The organism is Salinihabitans flavidus, from assembly GCF_900110425.1.
Classification (GTDB): domain Bacteria; phylum Pseudomonadota; class Alphaproteobacteria; order Rhodobacterales; family Rhodobacteraceae; genus Salinihabitans; species Salinihabitans flavidus.
In genome coordinates, this window is sequence record NZ_FODS01000006.1 from 1 (window position 1) to 19,945 (window position 19,945).

At 69.7% G+C, this 19,945-nt stretch carries 22 protein-coding genes and 2 pseudogenes; 7 read left to right on the forward strand and 17 right to left on the reverse strand.

From position 1 onward, the window contains the following. Positions 1-271 (reverse strand): annotated as a pseudogene (locus tag BMW66_RS06730) (IS481 family transposase); the annotation flags it as partial. A gap of 57 nt (positions 272-328) precedes the next feature. Further along, positions 329-1,156: a hypothetical protein gene (locus tag BMW66_RS06735; protein WP_093116773.1), complete on the reverse strand. Its 828-nt coding sequence runs from the start codon at positions 1,154-1,156 to the stop codon at positions 329-331. A gap of 137 nt (positions 1,157-1,293) precedes the next feature. On the opposite strand from BMW66_RS06735, the gene BMW66_RS06740 reads away from it, so the two are divergent. Beyond that, the gene (locus BMW66_RS06740) at positions 1,294-2,256 is read left to right on the forward strand and encodes a hypothetical protein (RefSeq protein WP_093116775.1); all 963 of its coding nucleotides are present in this window, start codon (positions 1,294-1,296) and stop codon (positions 2,254-2,256) included. 27 nt (positions 2,257-2,283) lie between these two features. Here BMW66_RS06740 and BMW66_RS06745 read toward each other — a convergent pair whose 3' ends face one another. Next, entirely contained in the window at positions 2,284-2,982 is a 699-nt protein-coding gene (locus tag BMW66_RS06745) for an EI24 domain-containing protein (RefSeq protein WP_093116777.1), read from the reverse strand. After that, entirely contained in the window at positions 2,979-3,557 is a 579-nt protein-coding gene (locus tag BMW66_RS06750) for a nitroreductase family protein (protein WP_093116779.1), read from the reverse strand. The genes BMW66_RS06745 and BMW66_RS06750 overlap by 4 nt, the downstream gene beginning before the upstream one ends. Positions 3,558-3,718: 161 nt before the next feature. Between BMW66_RS06750 and BMW66_RS06755 the strand changes: the two genes are divergently transcribed. Then, positions 3,719-3,976: a DUF167 domain-containing protein gene (locus BMW66_RS06755; RefSeq protein WP_093116781.1), complete on the forward strand. Its 258-nt coding sequence runs from the start codon at positions 3,719-3,721 to the stop codon at positions 3,974-3,976. Positions 3,977-4,025: 49 nt separating this feature from the next. On the opposite strand, the pseudogene BMW66_RS06760 reads toward BMW66_RS06755, so the two are convergent. After that, positions 4,026-4,264, reverse strand: a pseudogene (locus BMW66_RS06760) (hypothetical protein). Between the two features lie 389 nt (positions 4,265-4,653). Here BMW66_RS06760 and BMW66_RS06765 point away from each other — a divergent pair. The 4 genes from BMW66_RS06765 to BMW66_RS06780 all read left to right on the forward strand — a co-directional run bounded on the left by BMW66_RS06765 (position 4,654) and on the right by BMW66_RS06780 (position 5,899). Next, entirely contained in the window at positions 4,654-5,019 is a 366-nt protein-coding gene (locus tag BMW66_RS06765) for a YigZ family protein (protein WP_425441314.1), read from the forward strand. Between the two features lie 68 nt (positions 5,020-5,087). After that, positions 5,088-5,351, forward strand: coding sequence for a DUF6455 family protein (locus BMW66_RS06770; protein ID WP_093116783.1), 264 nt, complete (start codon positions 5,088-5,090; stop codon positions 5,349-5,351). Beyond that, positions 5,348-5,641, forward strand: coding sequence for a DUF6455 family protein (locus BMW66_RS06775; RefSeq protein ID WP_093116785.1), 294 nt, complete (start codon positions 5,348-5,350; stop codon positions 5,639-5,641). The genes BMW66_RS06770 and BMW66_RS06775 overlap by 4 nt, the downstream gene beginning before the upstream one ends. Positions 5,642-5,644: 3 nt before the next feature. After that, on the forward strand, positions 5,645-5,899 hold the full coding sequence (locus BMW66_RS06780; RefSeq protein ID WP_093116787.1) for a DUF6455 family protein: 255 nt from the start codon (positions 5,645-5,647) through the stop codon (positions 5,897-5,899). 58 nt (positions 5,900-5,957) lie between these two features. On the opposite strand, the gene rimO is transcribed toward BMW66_RS06780, so the two are convergent. From rimO to cbiE, 7 genes are all read right to left on the reverse strand, one after another. Continuing rightward, positions 5,958-7,340, reverse strand: coding sequence for a 30S ribosomal protein S12 methylthiotransferase RimO (gene rimO / locus BMW66_RS06785; RefSeq protein WP_093116789.1), 1,383 nt, complete (start codon positions 7,338-7,340; stop codon positions 5,958-5,960). Positions 7,341-7,462: 122 nt separating this feature from the next. Further along, positions 7,463-8,221, reverse strand: coding sequence for a precorrin-6A synthase (deacetylating) (gene cobF, locus BMW66_RS06790; RefSeq protein ID WP_093116792.1), 759 nt, complete (start codon positions 8,219-8,221; stop codon positions 7,463-7,465). Between the two features lie 58 nt (positions 8,222-8,279). After that, positions 8,280-9,002 (reverse strand): uroporphyrinogen-III C-methyltransferase, encoded by a 723-nt coding sequence (gene cobA / locus BMW66_RS06795; RefSeq protein WP_093116794.1) that lies wholly within the window; start codon positions 9,000-9,002, stop codon positions 8,280-8,282. After that, positions 8,999-10,336 carry a cobyrinic acid a,c-diamide synthase CobB gene (locus BMW66_RS06800; protein ID WP_093116796.1) on the reverse strand — a complete coding sequence of 446 codons (1,338 nt, stop codon included), beginning with the start codon at positions 10,334-10,336 and terminating at the stop codon, positions 8,999-9,001. Before BMW66_RS06800 ends, cobA begins: the two co-directional genes overlap by 4 nt. Then, positions 10,329-11,123 (reverse strand): precorrin-4 C(11)-methyltransferase, encoded by a 795-nt coding sequence (gene cobM / locus BMW66_RS06805; protein ID WP_093116798.1) that lies wholly within the window; start codon positions 11,121-11,123, stop codon positions 10,329-10,331. Before cobM ends, BMW66_RS06800 begins: the two co-directional genes overlap by 8 nt. Then, on the reverse strand, positions 11,120-11,503 hold the full coding sequence (locus BMW66_RS06810; RefSeq protein ID WP_342741848.1) for a cobalamin biosynthesis protein: 384 nt from the start codon (positions 11,501-11,503) through the stop codon (positions 11,120-11,122). The genes cobM and BMW66_RS06810 overlap by 4 nt, the downstream gene beginning before the upstream one ends. Then, complete coding sequence (gene cbiE / locus BMW66_RS06815; RefSeq protein WP_093116800.1) at positions 11,485-12,684, reverse strand: precorrin-6y C5,15-methyltransferase (decarboxylating) subunit CbiE; 1,200 nt, start codon at positions 12,682-12,684, stop codon at positions 11,485-11,487. Before cbiE ends, BMW66_RS06810 begins: the two co-directional genes overlap by 19 nt. Between cbiE and BMW66_RS06820 the strand changes: the two genes are divergently transcribed. Beyond that, complete coding sequence (locus BMW66_RS06820; protein ID WP_175483185.1) at positions 12,683-13,459, forward strand: cobalt-precorrin-6A reductase; 777 nt, start codon at positions 12,683-12,685, stop codon at positions 13,457-13,459. The two genes, cbiE and BMW66_RS06820, sit on opposite strands and share 2 nt — an antisense overlap. On the opposite strand, the gene cobJ is transcribed toward BMW66_RS06820, so the two are convergent. The 5 genes from cobJ to cobN are packed head-to-tail and all read right to left on the reverse strand — an operon-like array spanning position 13,432 to position 19,940. Further along, entirely contained in the window at positions 13,432-14,187 is a 756-nt protein-coding gene (cobJ, locus tag BMW66_RS06825; protein WP_093116802.1) for a precorrin-3B C(17)-methyltransferase, read from the reverse strand. The genes BMW66_RS06820 and cobJ overlap by 28 nt on opposite strands. Beyond that, complete coding sequence (locus BMW66_RS06830; protein WP_093116804.1) at positions 14,184-14,909, reverse strand: precorrin-2 C(20)-methyltransferase; 726 nt, start codon at positions 14,907-14,909, stop codon at positions 14,184-14,186. Before BMW66_RS06830 ends, cobJ begins: the two co-directional genes overlap by 4 nt. Continuing rightward, positions 14,906-15,535: a precorrin-8X methylmutase gene (locus BMW66_RS06835; RefSeq protein WP_093116806.1), complete on the reverse strand. Its 630-nt coding sequence runs from the start codon at positions 15,533-15,535 to the stop codon at positions 14,906-14,908. Before BMW66_RS06835 ends, BMW66_RS06830 begins: the two co-directional genes overlap by 4 nt. Beyond that, complete coding sequence (locus BMW66_RS06840; RefSeq protein WP_093116808.1) at positions 15,535-16,659, reverse strand: cobalamin biosynthesis protein CobG; 1,125 nt, start codon at positions 16,657-16,659, stop codon at positions 15,535-15,537. Before BMW66_RS06840 ends, BMW66_RS06835 begins: the two co-directional genes overlap by 1 nt. Next, complete coding sequence (gene cobN, locus BMW66_RS06845) at positions 16,656-19,940, reverse strand: cobaltochelatase subunit CobN (RefSeq protein WP_093116810.1); 3,285 nt, start codon at positions 19,938-19,940, stop codon at positions 16,656-16,658. The genes BMW66_RS06840 and cobN overlap by 4 nt, the downstream gene beginning before the upstream one ends. Positions 19,941-19,945 lie beyond the last annotated feature (5 nt).

A 19,945-nucleotide genomic window follows, 5' to 3' on the forward strand; every position in this document is an offset into this window, starting at 1 on the left:
GTAGAGCGTAAAGACAGTCGTCCAGCGGCAGCAATGTGTGCCGCCGGAACGCGACGATCATTGCCTCCTCTTCCTCGCTGAGAACGGTTGAACGCGTGGCTCTCGGGCCGGTCTTCTGATCCTCCACCGTCGCACGCTTGCGCCACTTCGCAACGGTCTTGGGGTTGATGCCCAGCTCCTTGCTCAGCTGCGCGAGCGAAGCTTGCGATCGCTGTATTGCAGCTCTGACAGCGTGCGTGGTCGTGGCGCTCCCGTGACGAACTTGTCCCATAATGCTTCCTTCCATTCCCGAGAAAGGATCGCACCATCAAACCATGGGATCAAACAGCTACCCCGCGCGGCGGCGGTGGAGCCATTGGTCGATGGTCTTGTCGCCCCAGTACCAGGCCCGCGCGAACGGATCGATCCAGAGCGGCGCCCCCGGCCCCACCTTGTTGCGTGTGGACAGGAACGTCACCGGGCGTCCGGAACTGATGTCGATATCCGCCTCCGGCAGGGTCAGCGTGCCCTCCGCCGCGCGTGTGAGCGTGAGCGCCCCGAGAAGCGCCTGATCGTGCATGTGGCGCGGGATGCCCGGATCTGCTGGGCTGATCATGTCCGGGTCCGCGGCGAGCGTTGCCCAATCCTGTAGCAGCGTGCGGATGTCGGCCCGTCTCGCATCGAAACCGCCAATCGTGGCAACCCGTTCGGGCATGTCCCGCGCGGCAGAGGGCACGCCGAGCCGGTCCAGCACGGCGGGCGCGCAGCGCCGGCGCAGCGGCGCCTGCCCGCGCAGCAGGTAGATTCCATGCTCGCGCAGATGACCCAACATCGGGGCGGGAGTGCCGCGCGGAAGCGTCGCGCTGTCCAGCCAGATCAGGGGGGCCGCGCGTTCACCAGCCACGCGATTGATAATCTCCGGCTTCCAGGCATAGGTGCCGCGCGCGGGGGGGTAATGCGCGGGCAGGGCGGAGAAATCCAGCGTCCGGAATTCGGCCCAGGGGAAATGCCGCTCCAGCAGCGCCCGCCGATCGGATTGCAGCCCCATGTCATAGACGATCCAATCGCCCATCCGGTGCCAGCCCTTGCGCCGCGCCGCGCGCAAAAGCTGCCACAGGCAGCGCCAGTAGGGCGCGTTGGCGGCGCTCAGGAAGGTTGGCTGGTCGGGTGCGGTCATGGCACCAGTTAATCATTCACGCGCAGGGGGGCCAGTGCAATTTCCCTGCCGGCTTGCCATCGGGGGGAATTCCCCCTTACATCGCCGCGCGGGACACGGGGCATCATGCCGAGGCGGCACATGACGGAAGGCAGGGTATGATCTGGGCGACAATCGGCGCGGGCGTTCTGGCGCTGATCGCGCTTGTCATGTGGCTGCATCACCTGTTCGAGGGGGAGCGGCTGCTCCGCGATCTGTGGCGCGAATGGCGGCTGTCGCGCAAATCGCTGGCTGAGGTGGACGCGGCCTGGGCCGCCGCGCCGGACAGGTCGGATATCGAGATCAGCCTGACCACCATCCCGAGCCGGATCGGCATGATCGAGCAGACGCTCAAGGGCCTTCTGGACCAGACACGCCCGCCCAAGCGCGTGGTGCTCAACGTGCCGGAGTATTCCGAGCGAGAAAAGCGCCCCTATGAGATCCCGGAAGTCTTGCTGGGGCTGTCCGGCGTGCGGATCCGGCGCTGCCGGGACTGGGGGCCGGCCACCAAGATGATCCCCGCGCTGCTGGAGGCGGAACCCGATGCGCCGGTGCTGGTGGCCGACGACGACCGGATCTATCCCGCGCGCTTCGTGGAATGGGCCGAACGCTGGGCGGCGGAGCGGCCGGATGCGGCGTTGACCTTCGCGGGGTGGGAGGTGCCTGCCGACCTCATCGACCGGCCCACGACGATCTGGTCCAACCTCTTCATGCGTGCCCCGGCGCCGGTGCGCGGTCATCGCCTGCGCAGGCCGCGCGAGACCGATGTTTTCATGGGCGTCATGGGCTATCTGGTGCGTCCGCGATTCTACGATCTGGAGGCGCTGACCGATTTTTCGCGCACGCCGCGGGCGGGGTTTCTGGTCGACGACGTGCGGTCCAGCGCGCTGTGCCGCGCACCGCGACTGGTGATTCCGGCGGGCGGGCTGAGCTTTCTTCCCAAGGCACGCTATGGCGCGTTCAAGGAGACGGCGCTGGCCAACCTCAATCGCGGCTCTGGCGCGCCGGAGGACCGCAACAATTCCATCGCGGTCCGGCATTATGCCGACCGCTGGCGGGTGGGAGGCAGGCCCCGGCCCTGACCCCCCCGCGCGTGTCAGCCGAGCGTGTCAGCCGCGCGGGGTCTTTTCGATCAGGTGATAAAGCTGCGTGAAGGTGGCCGCGCCGAGAATCGGAATCACGAGATTGACCAGCGGCACCGAGAGCGGCATGGCCATCAGCGTTCCGGCGGCCCAGATCGTCAGCGCATGCTTGCGCCGCAGGGTCTTCGCCCCCTCGCGGCCGAGCCGCCGCATGGCCGCCAGCGTGAAATACTCCCGCCCGAGCAGAAACCCGTTCAGCCCCCAGAAGATGAAGATCGTCAGGGGGGGGAAGAGAGCGTAGAGCACGAAGGCCAGAAGGTTCGCCACGATCAGCACCCCCAGAAAGGCGAGCGTGTCGGCCAGATCGTCGAGGATGGACGTGGAGGCGATGCGCGGCAGGCTGGGGTAGTGCCGATCCTCCACCGCCTGCGCCACCTCGTCCAGAAACATCGAGCTGATGGCCGAGGCGACCGGCACCATCAGGAACATCGACAGCACGAGCATGAGCAGCAGTGACGACCAGCCCAGCAGGTCGTCGAGCCATGTCACCGGGCCGATCAGGGGCAGATGCGTCTCTTCGCCCACAAGCAGGGTCAGGCCCCAGATCACCCCGGTGGAGACCGCGATCAGAAGCGCCACCGTCAGCCCGACACCGACGAGGAGAACCTTGCGGAATCGCGGATCGCCAAGCTGTGCGAGCGCGCGCGAAAAGGCGATGAAGATCATGTGCTGACCCATTCGATCCGGGTTTTCGGATCGGGGCGGGGGCGTTCGGGCGGGACAGAAGTCTCGGTGCCGATATGGATGAACCCCGCGACCCGTTCGTGATCGTCCAGGCCCAGCCCCAGCCGCCCGAAGTCGCGGTCATGGGCGGGCCAGCCGGTGAGCCAGTTCGCCCCCCAGCCCGTCGCCAGCGCGGCATTGAGGCAGGCGAGGCAGACCGCGCCGGCGGAGTAGGTCTGTTCGATCTCGGGCACCTTGTCGGCCTTCACCGGGCTTTCGATCACCGCCACGGCGAGAGGGCTTTCCGCAAAGGCGCTGCGACTTTTCTCGATCTGGATGTCGTCGTAGCGCAATGCGAGCCCGCGTTCTGTGATAAGCCGCGCCAGACGGTGCAGGGCGGCGGGTTCCAGCACGATCAGGCGCCACGGCTCCAGCTTGCCGTGGTCGGGGGTGCGAAGGGCGGCGGTCAGGATCGGCTCCAGCGCCGCGCGGTCGGGCGCGGGCAGGCCCAGCGTGCGGGCAGGCCGCGAGCGGCGGGTGAGCAGAAAGTCGAGAGCGGCCTTGTTCGGTTGGGGCATGGGGGCATACGTGTCCTGTGGTCTGTCCATGTCATCGGCGCAGGCGGCAGGAAACCTCAGGTATTTCAAACCCTTGCGCAAGATCGCCAGAAGCCTTGCCTGCGCGCCTGTCTTGCGGCAACTATCACGGGTGGAGGCGGAAACCGCAAGGGGGCAGCAGCATGGCGGCAGAGCTGGCGCATCTGGCCGAAGCGGGCCGCGAGATCGCGGTCCGGGTGACGCCGCGCGCCTCTCGCAACCGCGTGGTGGCCGATGAGGAAGGCGGCGCGATCCGCGTCTATGTCACCACCGCGCCGGAGGGCGGCAAGGCCAATGCGGCGGTGCAGAAGATCCTTGCCAAGGCGCTGGGTGTGCCGAAAACGCGGCTTGTGCTGCTGCGCGGCGCCGCCGCGCGCGACAAGGTCTTCCGCGTGAGTTGAGCCTGAGCAGAGAATCGCACCGGAACCCTTGGTCAGGGCGCGCCGCGGGTCAGCCCGTATCGTCTTTGATCTGATAGACGCCCTCGGGCAGGTTGAGCGCGGCGGCAAGGTCGCGCGCCTGATTGAGCGACAGGGTGAGCGTGTGCACCTTGTCGAGGCGGGCATCGTACTGCTCCACCGTGATGCAATCCTCGAAGAGGTTGACGATCACGTCCTCTTTCAGGGGGCCTCCCCGTCATCGACGAGTGTGACAACGGTGGCGTCGAATTCGTGCTCTATGCTGAACATGAGCGCAGGGTAACGCAGGCGGGCCGAGTTGCAAGCCGCTTTGCGCGCCGGGGCTGCGGCCGTCTCCGGGCGGAGCGCGCGGTCCGCGCGCGCAGTGTCATTTTTGCGCTCGGGCCGCGCAGGCCCCGGGGCTCTGCCCCGGACCCCGAGGTATTTTTCCCGAAAAGATACAGGGGCGGGACGGCATGAAACGGCGTCCCGATTGGTGTCATTCCTGCGGCCGGGGCCGGAAAACCGCTGTCCTCTCTTGCCGGACATCCTCTAGGGTCGCACCCGGATCAAAGCGGAGCCGGAGCCATGCGAGCGAACTGTCCTTTGTCGCGCCTGCCGCGCCGTTCGAAGGCCGCTCTGGCGATTCAGGTATGTGTGGCGGCGGGAGCCTGTGCGGGATGAAGATCAATCAGATCGGCCATGTCGTCACTGACCGGGGGTCGAAATACGCGGTTTCGGGGGCATGGGCGCAGGACCGCGCGGCGGCGGAGGATGTGCTTCGGCGTGTGAAGAAAGCGCGCAAGTTTGCCCGCGCCACGCACAACACATGGGCGGTGCTCCTGCCCGATGGCACGCCGCTTAAGGGGGATGACGGGGAGGCCGGCGCCGGCATGGTGATTCTGCGCATGCTGGAGCGGGCAGGCCTGCGCGGTCATGTCATCGTGGTCACGCGCTGGTATGGCGGCAAACACTTGGGCGGCGACCGCTTTCGCCGGGTGCAGGACTGCGTCGCCGCCTATCTGGACGCCTTCGGCCCCTTTTGATTCAGGTCAAGGGCGGGGCCGGGGCCGCGTGGTAGCGTGACGCACAGGTTTTCACCCGCGAGGCCGCCATGACCGACCGTTCCACCATCAAACATCATGCGGATCTGTTGGATCGCGCCGCGACAAAGTTGGGCGCCGATCTGGAAGGCGCGCTTCTGTCGGGACGGATGCGGATGGATGCGCTTGGCGACGCGGTGCTGCGCTGCACCGAATGCGGATGCCCCGGCGCCTGCGTGGACTGGCTTGACGATGAACAGGCGCGCGTGGAGGCGCCGCCCCACTACTGTCGCAACGTCCGGCTTCTCACCACGCTTCGGGACGCGGCGCGATGACACGGGTTCTGCGGCTTGGCGATCCGGTGCGGCATTTCTGGATGACGCGCAGCGTGGCGCGGGTCGTCGGGCTGTCGCTCAGCGCGGCGATGGCCGACGGGCGGCTGCCTCCGCAGGAGTATGAGGCGATGGTGGCGCGCTGCCGCTGCTGCCAGCGGGTGAGCGATTGCGAGTTGTGGCTGGCCATGCAGACCGGCCGCGCGGAGACGGCGCCGGAGTTCTGCCAGCACCGGGATATTCTCGACCAGATTGGAAAACAGGCGGGCACGACCCGCGAGGAGAGGAACTGATCCATGTCTTTTTTCAAGAAGATCAACGACCGGACCGACCTTATGAGCGAAATGGCCCGCCGTGTCGGCGTGGACTGGAGCCGGATCGTCGGCGATTCGCCCGAGCGGGTGCGCGCGTTCCGCGAGGCGGCGCTGATCTGCACGCAGTGCACCGCCGAGGGGCCGTGCCGCGCGTGGCAGGCCAGCCATGACCATGCCGAGGCGGCGCCGGGCTATTGCCTCAACCGCGAGCGGCTGGCGGCGCTGAAAGACGCCTGAGCGCGGATCGGCCCGGCCCCCCGGTGTCCATGTCGTCGTAGAGCGGGATTGGGCGGGATCAGAGGCGCCGGCCCCAGAGGTCATACTCTCCCGCTTCGTCCACCTCGACGCGGACGATATCGCCGACCGTGAGGCCCTTTGTGTCCTCGTCGATGAAGAGGTTGCCGTCGATCTCGGGCGCGTCGCCTTTCGTGCGGCAGGTGGCGATGCCGTCGGCGTCGATGTCATCCACGATCACGTCGAGATGCCGACCCAGCTTCGCGGCGAGCTTTGCCTCTGAAATCGCCTGCGCCCGGGCCATGAAACGATCCCAGCGATCCTGCTTGACCTCTGGCGCGACGTGATCGGGCAGCGCGTTCGAGCGGGCACCGGCCACGTTTTCATACTGAAAGCAGCCCACACGGTCGAGCTGCGCCTCCTCCAGCCAGTCGAGAAGATGTTCGAATTCCGCCTCGGTCTCGCCGGGGTAACCGACGATGAAGGTGGAGCGCAGGGTGATGTCGGGGCAGATCGCGCGCCAGGCGGCGATCTCCTCGAGCGTTCTGGCGCCGGCGGCGGGGCGCGCCATGCGCTTGAGCGTGTCGGGGTGCGAGTGCTGAAACGGGATGTCGAGATAGGGCAGGATCAGCCCCTCGGCCATGAGCGGGATCAACTCGCGCACATGCGGGTAGGGGTAGACATAGTGGAGCCGTACCCAGGCGCCGAGGGATCCCAGTTCCCGCGCCAGATCGGTGAGATGACTGCGCACATCGCGGCCCTGCCAGGGGTGGGCGGAATACCTCCGGTCGAGCCCGTAGGCGGAGGTGTCCTGCGAGATCACGAGAAGTTCGCGCACGCCGCTCTCCACCAGCTTCTCGGCCTCGCGCAGCACCGCGTGGACGGGCCGCGATTGCAGCCGTCCGCGCATGTCGGGGATGATGCAGAACTTGCACTTGTGATTGCAGCCCTCGGAAATCTTGAGATAACTGTAGTGGCGCGGGGTCAGCCGCACGCCGGCGGCGGGCATGAGATCCACGAAAGGGTCGGGGCTGGGCGGCACGGCAGTGTGCACGGCGTCGAGCACCTGCTCATACTGGTGCGGGCCGGTCACGGCGAGCACCTTGGGGTGCGCGCCGGTGATGTACTCGGGCTCCGCCCCGAGGCAGCCGGTGACGATCACCCGGCCGTTTTCGGTCAGCGCCTCTCCAATCGCGTCGAGGCTTTCGGCCTTGGCGCTGTCGAGAAAGCCGCAGGTGTTCACGATTACCGCGTCGGCGCCCGTGTAGTCGGGCGAGATGCCATAACCTTCGGCCCGCAGGCGCGTCAGGATACGCTCGCTGTCCACCAGCGCCTTGGGACAGCCGAGGCTGACCATGCCGATGGTCGGCTGGCCGGGGCGGGTCTCGCCGCGGATGGCGGCGCGGGCAAGGTCGGGGCGAAGATCGGGGGGGTTCTGGGACATGGGCGCGATATAGGTGATCGCGGAAGCTTTGCAAATCGCGAAATGGCGCGCGCGCCCTGTCCCTTCATCTTTGTGCGAAATATTTCCGGGGTCCGGGATGGACCGAGGGGGGCCCCGCGCCGTCAGTTCGCGCCTTTGCGCAGGATATAGATGTCCATGATCCAGCCGTTCTCGGCCCGGGCGCGGGCGCGGGTGTCGACGATCTCAGGGGCCATCTTTGAGAGCGGGCCGGAGAGGGTGATCTGCTGCGCCATGCCGACATAGGCGCCCCACCAGATGTGAATCCCCTCGGGCGGCAGGCATTGAAAGGAACACTCCCCGTCGAGCATCACCGCCAGCGTTTCAGCCCCCTCGGGCCAGCCCGCCGCGCGCAGGTTGCGCCCGGTGGTGATCTGCACCGCGCCGGCCAGCGTGTTGAGCGGGATCGCATGGGCGGAGGTGAGCATCGACAGGGAGGTGATGCCGGGCACCACGTCGATCCGCATCTCCAGACCCCGCGCAATCACCCGATCGGCGATGCGCAGCGTGCTGTCATAGAGCGCCGGATCGCCCCAGACCATGAGCGCCACGCGGCCCCCGTCGCGGACATGCCGCGCGATCAGCTCCGCCCAGATGGCGGCGATGGCATCGTGCCATGCGGTCACCCCGTCGGTATACTCCGGCGTGTCCGCGTCGCGCTTGGGGTAGTCGAATTCCACCACGCGCGGCGCGGGCGAGAGCATCTCGGTGGCGATGTGGCGGCGCAGATCGGCCAGCGCCGTCTTTTCCGCGCCCTTGCGCGGCAGCAGGATCACATCGGCGCCCTGCAACTTGCGCACCGCCTCCAGCGTGAGGTGTTCGGGATTGCCGGAGCCGATGCCGACGAGGCTGAGGGTGATCATGGCGGGTCGCTCCTGCAAGCGGTTGGAAGGCGTCGGGGCGCGGGCGGCGCGGGCGGGATCACCCGTCCTGCGCCAGCTCGCCAAAGAGGATGAGGCCGGGCGCGTCTGTGACCTCGTCTCGCAGCATATCCGACAGCGCGGCGACGGTGCTGCGCGTGAGACGCTGATCGGGGCGCGAGACATTCTCGGCCAGAAGCGCGGGCGTGTCCGGCGGCAGCCCGGCGTCCATGAGCTTGCCCGCCAGCGCCGGGAAGGTGCGCTTGGGCATGAAGATCACGCTGGTGGCGCCGGGATCGGCGAGCGCGCGCAGGTCGAGGTCGCCGGGCAGGGCGCCGGCGATGTCGTGGCCTGTGACGAACTGCACCTTGCGCGCCTTCAGGCGGCGGGTGAGCGGCATTTGCGCGGCGGCGGCGGCGGCGCAGGCGGAGGTGACGCCGGGGATGATCTCGAATCCGATTCCGGCGACGCGCAGGGCCTCGATCTCTTCCTCCAGCCGGCCGAAGATCCCCGGATCGCCGGATTTGAGCCGCACCACGCGGGCGCCGGTGGCGGCGTAGTCCACCAGAAGGCGGCTGACGTGGTCCTGTTTCGGGGAGGGGCGCCCGGCGCGTTTGCCCACCCCGACAAGATCGGCCCCGGGCGGGGCATGATCGAGGATGGCGCCCGCCGACAGATCGTCGAAAAGCACCGCGTCGGCCTTTTGCAGCCGGTCCACGGCCTTGAGGGTCAGAAGCTCCGGGTCGCCGGGACCGGAGCCCACGAAGCTCACGAAACCTGTCATGCGCTGGCCTCCGAGATCAGGTGAAAGAAGGTGCCGGTCACATGGCCGCGCGCCGAGCCGGTTTCGGGCACCGGGTTGCCGTCGGCATCCGCGACCTGCGCCAGCGGGGCGTCCGGCTCATCGAGGATGGTGGAATAGTGAAACTCGTGCCCGCGCAGCCGCGCGCCTTTGGCAAAGCCGGGCATCGGCGCGCCCAGCGTGGCCTGGCGGTAGCCGAGGTGGAACTTGCGCGTCTCGTAGGAGGTGACGAGGCCAAGCAGGCCGGCCATCGCGTGCCGTGTGCCGTCCTTGTCGATGAGCGCCCGCCCCAGCGCCATGTAGCCGCCGCATTCGCCATGCACGGGCCGCGTTTGCGCGTGTTCGCGCAGGCCGGTCAGGTAGGTTTGCGCCGCCGCCAGCCGCCCGGCGTGCAGTTCGGGATAGCCGCCGGGCAACCAGACGAGATCGGCGTCCGGCGCGGGCGGCTCATCGGCGAGCGGCGAGAACGGCAGGATTTCGGCCCCCGCCTGCCGCCAGCCGTGCAGGATATGCGGGTAGGTGAAGGAAAAGGCCGCGTCCTGCGCCAGCGCGATGCGTTGTGCCGGCGGGCTGGGCAGCGCGCCCGGCGCGAAGGCGGTCGCGGGCGCGGCGGCGGCGCGGATGCGATCGAGATCGACATGCGCCCGCAGGAAGCTGGCATAGCCCGCGATGGCGGCCTCCAGATCCGGATGCTCGACCGCCTGGATCAGGCCGAGGTGGCGTTCGGGCAGGGTCAGATCGCCGCGCCGGGGCAGCACGCCCAGCACTTCGATGCCGGCGCGGTCCATGCCGAGGCGGGCAAGGCGTTCGTGGCGCGGGCTGGCGCAACGGTTGAGGATCACGCCCGCGAAGGGCAGGTCGGGATTGTAGAGCCGGAAGCCGAGCGCGGTGGCGGCGGCCGATTGCGCCTGTCCGCCCACATCGAGGACGAGCACCACCGGCCAGTCCAGACGCAGCGCGGTTTCCGCCGAAGAGCCGAAGCCCTCTTCGCCGCGGGTGGCCACGCCGTCGTAAAGGCCCATCGACCCTTCGGCCACGGTGATGTCGGCGCCCCGCGCCTGACCCGCGATCCCGGCCAGAAGCGGCGCGGGCATGGCCCATGTGTCGAGGTTGAAGGACGCCCGCCCGGCGGCGGCGCGGTGAAAGGCCGGGTCGATGTAGTCGGGGCCAGATTTGAAGGGTTGCACGGTCAGCCCGTCCTCGGCCAGCGCGCGCAGCAGGCCGAGCATCACGGTGGTCTTGCCCGTGCCCGAGGAGGGGGCGGAGATGAGCAGGCCGGGAATGCCGGCGGGGTCGGTGTCGGGGCGGTCAGTCATCGCCGTGGCTCCAGTCTGTCCAGGGGCTGCCGGCCGATTGCGGGCGGTAGCGGCGGTCGTAGTCGGCGGCGTAAAGGCGGCTTTCGTCGAAGCCCTCGCCCGCGAGGGCGGGCCCGACGAGGATCAGCGCGGTGCGGGTGATGTCCTCGGTGACGGCGGCGCGCAGGCCCGCCAGCGTGGTGCGGATCACCTTCTGGTCGGGCCAGCTTGCGCGGTAGACGACGGCGGCGGGGCACTCCGGGCCGTAGGCGGGGACAAGATCGGCCTCCACCGCGTCGAGGTTAACGATCGACAGGTGGATCGCCAGCGTGGCGCCGGTGGCGGCGAAATTGCGCAGGGTCTCGCCCTCGGGCATGGCGGAGGCGCGGCCCGGCGTGCGGGTGAGCACCACCGATTGCGCCAGCCCCGGCAGCGTCAGTTCGGCCTCGAGCGCGGCGGCGGCGGCGGCGAAGCTGGGCACGCCGGGTGTGACGGAGACGGGAATCGACAGCGCGCGCAGGCGGCGAAGCTGCTCTCCCATCGCGGACCAGACCGACAGATCGCCCGAATGCAGCCGTGCCACGTCCTGCCCGGCGGCGTGGGCGGTGCGGATTTCGGCGATGATCGCGTCAAGATCCATCGGGGCGGTGTTCACGATCCGCGCGCCGGGCGGGCAATGGGCCAGAAGCCCCTCGGGTACGAGAGAGCCGGCGTAAAGGCAGACCGGGCAGGCGGCGATCAGATCGCGCCCGCGCAGGGTGATCAGGTCGGCGGCACCCGGACCGGCGCCGATGAAATGCACGGTCATGGCGTCTCCCCCTCGGCCAGCGCGCAGGTGGCGAGCCGGTCGCAGGAAATCTGTCTCTGGCACAGCAGGCGCGCGCCGGGTCCGGCCCCGGCCAGCGCGCTGGCCTCGGCCACGGACCCGGTGCCGCGCGCTTGCAGAACGCGGGGCGCCTGGGTGGGGGTGTCGGGCCGGAGGAGCGTGTCGGCGTCGATTGGCAGGACGGACAGGCCCAACTCACAGGCCAGAGCGGTCAGGCAGGGCGCCGCCGCCTTGTCCCGCGGCGCGGCAAGCCGGTCCACGCGGCGGCCGTCGCTGGCGCGCGTGAGAGCGTCGCGCAGCGACTCGGCCGTGGCGGCGGCGCGGTATCCGAAACCGGCAACGATCATCGCGTCACGTCCCATTGCACGATGGGATAGGCCGCGCCCCATCCCCGTTTGGTGCCCAGCGGTTTGGCCTGCGACAGGGCGATGCGCAGCAGATCGCCCCCCGCGATGGTCTGCCAGCGGCTCAGCAGCGCCTCGCCTTCGAGGGTGACGGCGTTGGCGACAAGGCGGGTGCCTTCGGGGATCTGCGCCCAGAGCGCCTCCAGCAGCGCGTTGGACAGCCCGCCGCCGATGAACACCGCATCGGGGCGGTCCAGCCCGGCGAGCGCGGCGGGCGCGGCGCCGGTCACGAGGTGCAGCCGGTCGGCGCCGAGCCGGGCGGCATTGGTGCGGATGCGCTCCGCGCGGGCGGGGTCTTTCTCGATCACCGTGGCGGCGGTCGTGGGATGCGACCAGAGCCATTCGATCGCCACGGAGCCGGAGCCGCCGCCGATATCCCACAGATGCTCTCCCGGCAGGGGGGCCAGCGCCGAAAGCGTCAGCGCGCGCACCGGGCGCTTGGTGATCTGCCCGTCATGTTCGAACAGCGCATCGGGCCGGCCCGAGGCAAGCGGCACGGGCGTGCCGCCCCCCGCCACCTCCAGCCCGGCGATGACGGGGTGGTGGATGTCGGACACGGCGAAGTCTTCGGCGGCGGTGTGGCGGAGACGCTCGCGTGGGCCGCCCAATGCCTCGCACAGGTGTAGGGTCGTGGCGCCGAAGCCTTCGGAGGTGAGCCAGTGGGCCAGCTCGCGCGCCGCGTCCCCGTCGCGCAGGGTCACAAGCGCGCGGGTGCCGGGGTGCAGATGCGGGCGCATCCGGGCAAAGGGCGCGGCGTGCAGGGCCATCGTAACCACCTGCTCCAGCGGCCAGCCAAGCGCGGCGGCCGCCAGCGACAGGGCGGAGGGCGCGGGCAGGCAGCGCCATTCGGATGGGTCCAGATGGCGCGCCAGCGCACCGCCCGCGCCGTGCCAGAAGGGATCGCCCGAGGACAGCATCACCACCCGACGCCCCCGGTGCGAGAGCAGCAGCGGTATCCCGTCCGCAAAGGGCACGGGCCATTCCACGGCCTTGGCGGCCACTTCGGGCAGCAGGGACAGGTGACGCGCCGCGCCCATGACGATTTCCGCCCGCTCCAGCGCCTTGCGGCTTGCGGGGGGCAGGCCATCCGGGCCATCTTCGCCCAGTCCCACGATGGTCAGCCACGGAGTGTCAGACATGGCCCGCAATCTCCTTGTTCTTGGCGGCACGAGCGAGGCCAGCGCGCTGGCCGATGCGCTTGCGGAACGGGGGGTGCACGCCATATTCTCTTATGCCGGGCGGGTGGCGCAACCCCGCCGCCAGCCCATCCCGCAGAGGGTGGGCGGTTTTGGCGGAGTGCCCGGGCTGACCCGCTATCTGCGCGATCACGCGGTGAGCCATGTGATCGACGCCACCCATCCGTTCGCCGCGCAGATGAGCTGGAACGCCTATCACGCTTGCAAGGTGGTGGGCGTGCCGCTGGTGGCGCTGACCCGTCCGCCGTGGCGGCCGGGGCCGGGCGACGACTGGCGGCCGGTGCGGGATGTGGCCGGGGCGGTGGAGGCGCTGAGCGGGCCCGCGCGGCGCGTCCTGCTGGCACTGGGGCGGCTGCATATGGACGCGTTCGCCGCGCAGCCGCAGCATCACTACATCCTGCGGCTGGTCGATACGCCAAAGGTGCCCCCCGCCCTGCCGGATCACACGGTGGTGGTGGCGCGCGGGCCGTTCGACGTGGCCGGCGACATCGCGCTTTTCCGCGCGCATGGCGTGGAGATGATGGTGTGCAAGAACGCGGGCGGCGCTGGCGCGGTCGCCAAGCTGCACGCGGCGCGCGCGCTGGAGGTGCCGGTGATCATGATCGACCGGCCCGAATTGCCCCCGCGCCCCGAGCTTGCCCGCGTCGAGGAGGTGCTGGACTGGCTGAAGGACGGGGCGGCGGGTTTGCATCACCCCTCCACCGACCGGGGGGTATAGACGAAAGGGGCGGCCCCCCCGCGAGGGATGATCCGGGTCTGCGAGGAGCCCAGAAGCACAACGGTGCGCATGTCGGCCATGTCCGGCGCGGCCTCGCTCAGCGGGAGGATGCGCAGGCTCTGATCGGGGCGGGTGACGTTGCGGGCAAAGATCATCGGGCGCGCGTCATTGCAGGCGTCCTGAAGCGTGCGCAGCGCCTTTTCGAACCCCTCGGGGCGGGACTTCGAGCGCGGGTTGTAGAAGGCCATTGCGAAATCGGCCTCCACCGCGAGGCGCAGGCGTTTCTCGATCAGCGCCCAGGGTTTGAGGTTGTCCGACAGGTTGATGGCGCAGAAGTCATGGCCCAGCGGCGCGCCGCAGGCGGCAGAGGCGGCGAGCATGGCGGTGATGCCCGGCAGAACCGCGATGTCGAGATCGCGCCAGTGCGGCGCGCCATGCTCCACCGCCTCGAAGAGCGCCGAGGCCATGGCGAACACACCCGGATCGCCCGAGGAGACGATCACGACGCGCCGCCCGTCGCTGGCCATTTCGAGCGCGTGGCGGGCGCGGTCGATCTCCACCCGGTTGTCGGAGGGGTGCAGCGTCAGGTCGGGGCGCGGCGCGATGCGTTCGACATAGGGGATGTAGCCGACGATATCGGTGGCCTGATCGAGCGCGGCCCGCACCTCTGGCGTGATCAGGGCGTCATTTCCGGGACCAAGGCCCGCGATCACGAGGCCCCCGGTCATGGCCGCCGCCCCTGTCCGTGCACGATGATGATGGAGAAATAGGGGGTCACGCCGTCCCGCTCCGACAGGCGGCAGACCTGCTGTTTCGGCATGGTGGCATACTGCACGAGCCATGCATCGTCGTAGCGGCCGGCAGCCCGTAGCGCCGATTCCACCTTTTCGATATTGCGACCGATCTTCATCACCACCAGCGCGTCAGTTGCGCGGATATGGCGGGTGAGCGTGTCCTCGGGCAGGGTGCCCATGAGCACGGTCAGAACGTCGTCGCCCCATGTCACGGGCGCGCCCGTCGCCGTCCACGCGCCCGACATGCCGGTGATGGCGGGCACGACCTCCACCTGCACGTCATCGGCCAGCCGCGTGTAGAGATGCATGAAGGAGCCGTAGAAGAACGGATCGCCCTCGCAGAGCACGACGACATCCTCCCCGGCCTGCGCCAGCCCGCGCAGATGGTCGCAGACCTCCGTGTAGAAGGACGAGAGTATCTCGTTGTAGCGCGGATCGCTGACCGGGATCTCGGTCGTGACGGGGTATTCCATCGCGAACTCCACCGCCCCTTGCGGGATCAGCCCATCCACGATCTGCCGTGCCTGCCCCTTGCGCCCGGCCTTGCGGAAAAAGGCGACGTGGCGGGCGTTGCGCAGCAGGCGGTCGGCCTTCACGGTCATCAGGTCGGGATCGCCGGGGCCGAGGCCCAGCCCGTAGATGGTTCCCATGCTCATTCCTTGCGGCTCGCGATGGCGTTGACGGCGGCGACGGTGATGGCGGAGCCGCCAAGCCGGCCGCGCACGATCAGGTTGGGCACCGGGCTGGCCGCATGCAGGGCATCCTTGGATTCGGCGGCGCCGACAAAGCCCACGGGGCAGCCGATGATCGCGGCGGGCCGAGGGCAGTCGGGGTCTTCGAGCATGTTGAGCAGGTGGAAGAGGGCCGTGGGCGCATTGCCGATGGCGACCACAGCGCCGCCGAGCCGGTCGCGCCATAGCTCCAGCGCGGCGGCGGAGCGGGTGTTGCCCATCTTCGCGGCGAGATCGTGGATGCCGTCCGCGTGCAGGGTGCAGATCACCTCGTTCCCGGCGGGCAGGCGGGGGCGGGTGATCCCCTCGGACACCATGCGCGCGTCGCACAGGATCGGCGCGCCCGCCTCCAGCGCGGCGCGGGCGGCGGCGACCATGCCGGGGCTGAAGGCCACGTCGCGTTCGATCCCCACCAGCCCGGCGGCATGGATCATACGCACCACCACGGGTTCCTGCTCGGCAGCGAAGCGGGCAAGGTCGGCCTCCGCGCGAATGGTGCGGAAGCTTTCCTCATAGATGGCGGCGCCGTTCTTTTCATACTCAAAGGGCATCACAGGTCTCCGAGGCGGTCGGGCAGGGTGGCGGGATCGAGGCCCGTCCGGGCCGGGCTGTCCCACGGCGCGCCGTCTTTCACAAGATCGAAACGCCCCTCTCGCCCCACAAGCGTGAGTGGCGCGGTGCGGGGGCGGGCGCAGCCCTTGGCGCAGCCCGAGACATGCAGCGGGCCATGCGCGGCCAGACGGCGGGCAAGTGCGCGAGTCTCAACGCTGGCGGAGGGGCAGAACGGCGCGCCGGGGCAGGCGTCGATGTCCAGAAGCGGATCGCCGGGGCGGGTGATGAAGCCGGGCAGATCCACCGATTGCGCGCCTTCCAGCACGAACAGCCGCCACGGCGTGACGCGCAGCGCGCGCGCGGCGGTGGCGCGCAGGAGCGTGGCCAGATCGCCGGCGTCGATCTGCCCGAAGGCGGCGCCATAGACACGGCCCGCGGCGGTCGGGCCGGGCGCGAGCGGCGCCGCAGCGGTGGCGGGGGGCGTGTCGAAGCCATCGGGCAGGGGGGTCGCGGCCAGATGGGCGGCCATGCGGCGGCTTGCGTCGCCGCCGGTCCGGGCGAACCACCGGGCCAGCGCGATCAGCTCGTCAATCGCGGTCTGCGGTGTCACCGGCCTGCCGTTCGGCGCGCCGTCGGGGCGCAGGATGAGACCGCCCTGTGCCCCGCGTTCGATGCGAAAATCGGCGGAGGCGCCGGGCAACACCGGGGCGGGGCCCGCGTCGATGGCAAACCCCACCTTGGCGGGCAGCTCCGGCAGATCCGCCAGCCGACCGAGAAGCGCCGTTGCGATGCGGTGGGTGTCGTCACCGTCCCGCCAGAGCGGGGCGACGAGGATATTGCGCCGCCCTTCCAGCGCCGGATCGGCGTCAAGCAGGCCGAGGGCGTTCAACTCCTGCAACAGCGGCTCGTGATTGGCCTCTGCCACGCCCCGGATTTGCAGGTTGGCGCGGCTGGTCAGGTCGATGATGCCGCTGCCGAAGCGGCTGGCGGCGGCGCAGAGGCCAAGCGCCTGCCGCGCGCTCAGGCGGGCAAGGCGCGGGCGCACCCGCACCACAAGCCCGTCGCCCGACATCATCGGGCGGTGCGCGCCGGGACACCAGCCTTTCGCGGCGGGGCGGTTCATGCGCCCGCCTCCAGCCCGGCGAGGATGGAGTTGCGCCGCGTTTGCCACAGCCCGGCAGCATGGAGCGCGGCGAACTTGCCCCGCATCGCGGCCAGCGCCTCGGGATTGTTCTCTTCGAGAAAGGCGGTGATCTGCGGATCGCCGAGCGTGGCGTCGTGATAGGCGTCGAAGAGATGCGGCGGCACCGCCTCGGCGAGATGTGCGAAGGCGGCCATGTGGTCGAGCGTGGCGGCAATCTCCGCGCCGCCGCGAAAGCCGTGGCGCATCATGCCGCGCAGCCAGCCGGGATTGGTGGCGCGGGCGTGAACCACGCGGGCGATCTCTTCGGTCAGGGTGCGGGCGCGGGGCGTGTCGGGGTTGGTGTTGTCGATATGATAGAGCGCGGCCTTACCCCCGGTGATCCGTTGCGCGGCGGCGAACCCGGCCTCATGCGCGGCATAGTCGGCGGCCAGCAGCAGATCGGTTTCGGCCAGATCCTGAAGATGCACGAAGCCGTCGGCGCGGGCCACGCGTTCGGCAATGCCTGCGCGGTCGCGCATGGGCGTGTCGGTGTCGAGTGCCCACGCGCTGGCCGAAAGCCACGCCTCACCGGCATGGGCGCGGGCCTCCTCGGTGTAGGTCTCGATGTCGTGCCCCATGCCGAGGCCATAGCTGCCGGGCGCGGGGCCATAGACGCGCGGGGCGCTGGCATGGCCGGCAAAGGGGTTCCAGTCGGGGGACTCATCGCGTTCCGACAAGGCGCGCACCGCTTGCGAGAACAGCGCCGAGAGGCTGGGAAACACGTCGCGGAACAGGCCCGACACGCGCAGCGTCACGTCGAGGCGGGGACGCTCCAGCAGGGCGATGGGCAGGATTTCCACGCCGCTGACCCGTTCGGAGCCCTCGTCCCAGACGGGCTTGGCGCCGAGCAGGTGCAGGGCCATGGCAAACTCCTCGCCCGCCGTGCGCATGGTGGCCGATCCCCAGAGATCGACAACAAGATTCCTTGGGTAATCGCCATCCTCTTGCAGGTGGCGGCGCACCAGTTCCTCTGCCAGTTTCACGCCCTGCGCATAGGCGGCGCGCGTGGGCACGGAGCGCGGATCGGTGGTGTAGAGGTTGCGCCCGGTCGGCAGCACGTCCGACCGCCCCCGGTAAGGAGAGCCGGAGGGACCGGCGGGGATGCGCCTGCCCGCCAGCGCATCGAGAAGGGCCGCGCGTTCGGCCCTGGCGGAGGGGCCGGCGTCGAAACTGCCCTGTTCGGCGGGGGCGCGGCCATAGATATGCAGCCCGTCGCCGAACTGGCTTTCTTTGATGTCGCACACGAAGGTGTCGATGCGGGTGATCGCCTCTGCCAGAGAGGTGGCGGCGTCGAGGCCAAGCTCGTCCCCGAGGCCAAGCGTCTGCGCCTCTTCGCGGATGCCCGATTGCAGCCGGTCGCGGCGTTTGGGGTCCAGCCCGTCGGCATTGGAGAACTCGTCCAGCAGGCTTTCGAGCCGGGCGAACCGTTCGGGCGTGGCCGAGGGTTTGAGCGGTGGCGGGACATGGCCGAGCGTCAGCGCGCCGATGCGGCGCTTCGCCTGCGCGGCCTCGCCGGGGTCGTTGACGATGAAGGGGTAGATCACCGGCAGCCCGGCAATGAGCGCCTCGGGCCAGCATTCCGCCGAGAGCGCGACGGATTTGCCCGGCAGCCATTCCAGCGTGCCATGCGCCCCGATGTGGATGAGCGCGTGGATGGCCTCTGCCTGCCGCAGCCACAGGTAGAAGGCAACATAGGCATGGCGCGGGGTGCGCGACAGGTCGTGATAATCGCCCTCGCGCGTGGCGGGCGTGCCGCGTTCGGGTTGCAGCGCGACAAGCGTCGCGCCGCGCCGGGTGGCGGCAAAGTGAAAGGCGCCGCCGTGGGCGGCGGGGTCATCCTCCGGCGCGCCCCATGTTTCGGCCAACTGGTCCCGCAGCGATTGCGGCAGCGTGGCGAGGGCGAATTTGTAGGCGTCGAGGGGCCACGTCAGACGCTCCGCCGCCAGCGCCGTCTCAAGCGGGGTGCCGCGCTCGGCGCTGTGGCCCGCCGCGCGCAGATCGTCGAGGATCGCCTCGGCGCTGGCCAGCGCGTCGAGGCCGACCGCATGGGCCATGTTCCAGCCCTTGCCGGGATAGGTGGACAGGATCAGCGCCGCGCGCTTTTGCGCGGGCGGCGTGGCGGCGAGGCGCAGCCAGCCCTCCACCCGGTCGGCGATGGCGGTGATGCGATCCGGTTCGGCCCGGTGGGCGAAGCGGGCATATTCCAGCGCGGCATCCTTCTTGCCCGGTTCCTTGAACGAGGTGACGCCCGCGAAAAGCCGCCCGTCCACTTCCGGCAGGACGACATGCATCGCCAGATCGGCGGGGGAGAGGCCGCGTTCCGCCTCGGCCCAGGCCTTGCGGCGCGAGGTGGCGAGCGCGACCTGAAAGACCGGCGCGCCGGTGGCGTCGAGCGGCGAGGCCCCATCCGCGCCCTTGCCGGAGAAGGCGGTGGCGTTGATGATGGCCGCCGGCTTCAGATCGCGCAGCGTGCCGGCGATCCATTCGGCGGCGTCGGGTTGCTTCAGCGAGGGGGAAAACAGCCCGATCACGTCATGGCCACGGGCGCGGAATTCGGTGAACAGCGCCTCGATCGGGTCGGTGTCGGCGGCGCTGATATACGCGCGATAGAGGCTGACGGCGATCAGCGGGCGCGACGGATCGCGGATTTGCGCGGGATCGCAGACGCCGGTTTCCGGGGTCCATGCGCCATGCGCCGGAAGCGCCTTGGAGCCGGGAACGGGCCGGGCATAGAGCCCCGCCGCCAGCGCCAGTTGCGCCAGCGCCGCCTGCGCCGCGATGGTGCCGCCGGTGTCGCACAGGTGGCCCAGCCGGTGCAGGGTGGAGGCGGGCAGGGTCGAGACAGCATCGAGACGCGGATCGGGGCGGCTATCGGCGGGCAGCACCGCCAGTGCGATGCCCCGCTCGCGCGCCAGCGCCTCCACCTGCTGAATGCCATAGGCCCAGTAGGACACGCCGCCGATCAGCCGGATCAGGATCGCCTTCGCGCCGCAAAGCGTCTGCTCGATATAGGTATCGACCGAGAGCGGATGCTTCAGCGCCGCCAGATTGGCCAGCCGAAGCGAGGGCAGATCGCCCGCCGCCCGGTGCCAGCCCGCCGCGAAGGCGCCAAGGTCGCTGTCGGAGAAGGACAGCACCACCAGATCGGCCGGGGACTGGCCCAGGTCGGTGGGGGTTTCGGTCTCTTCAAGGCCGTGGCTTTCGCGAAAGACGACATGCATGGGCG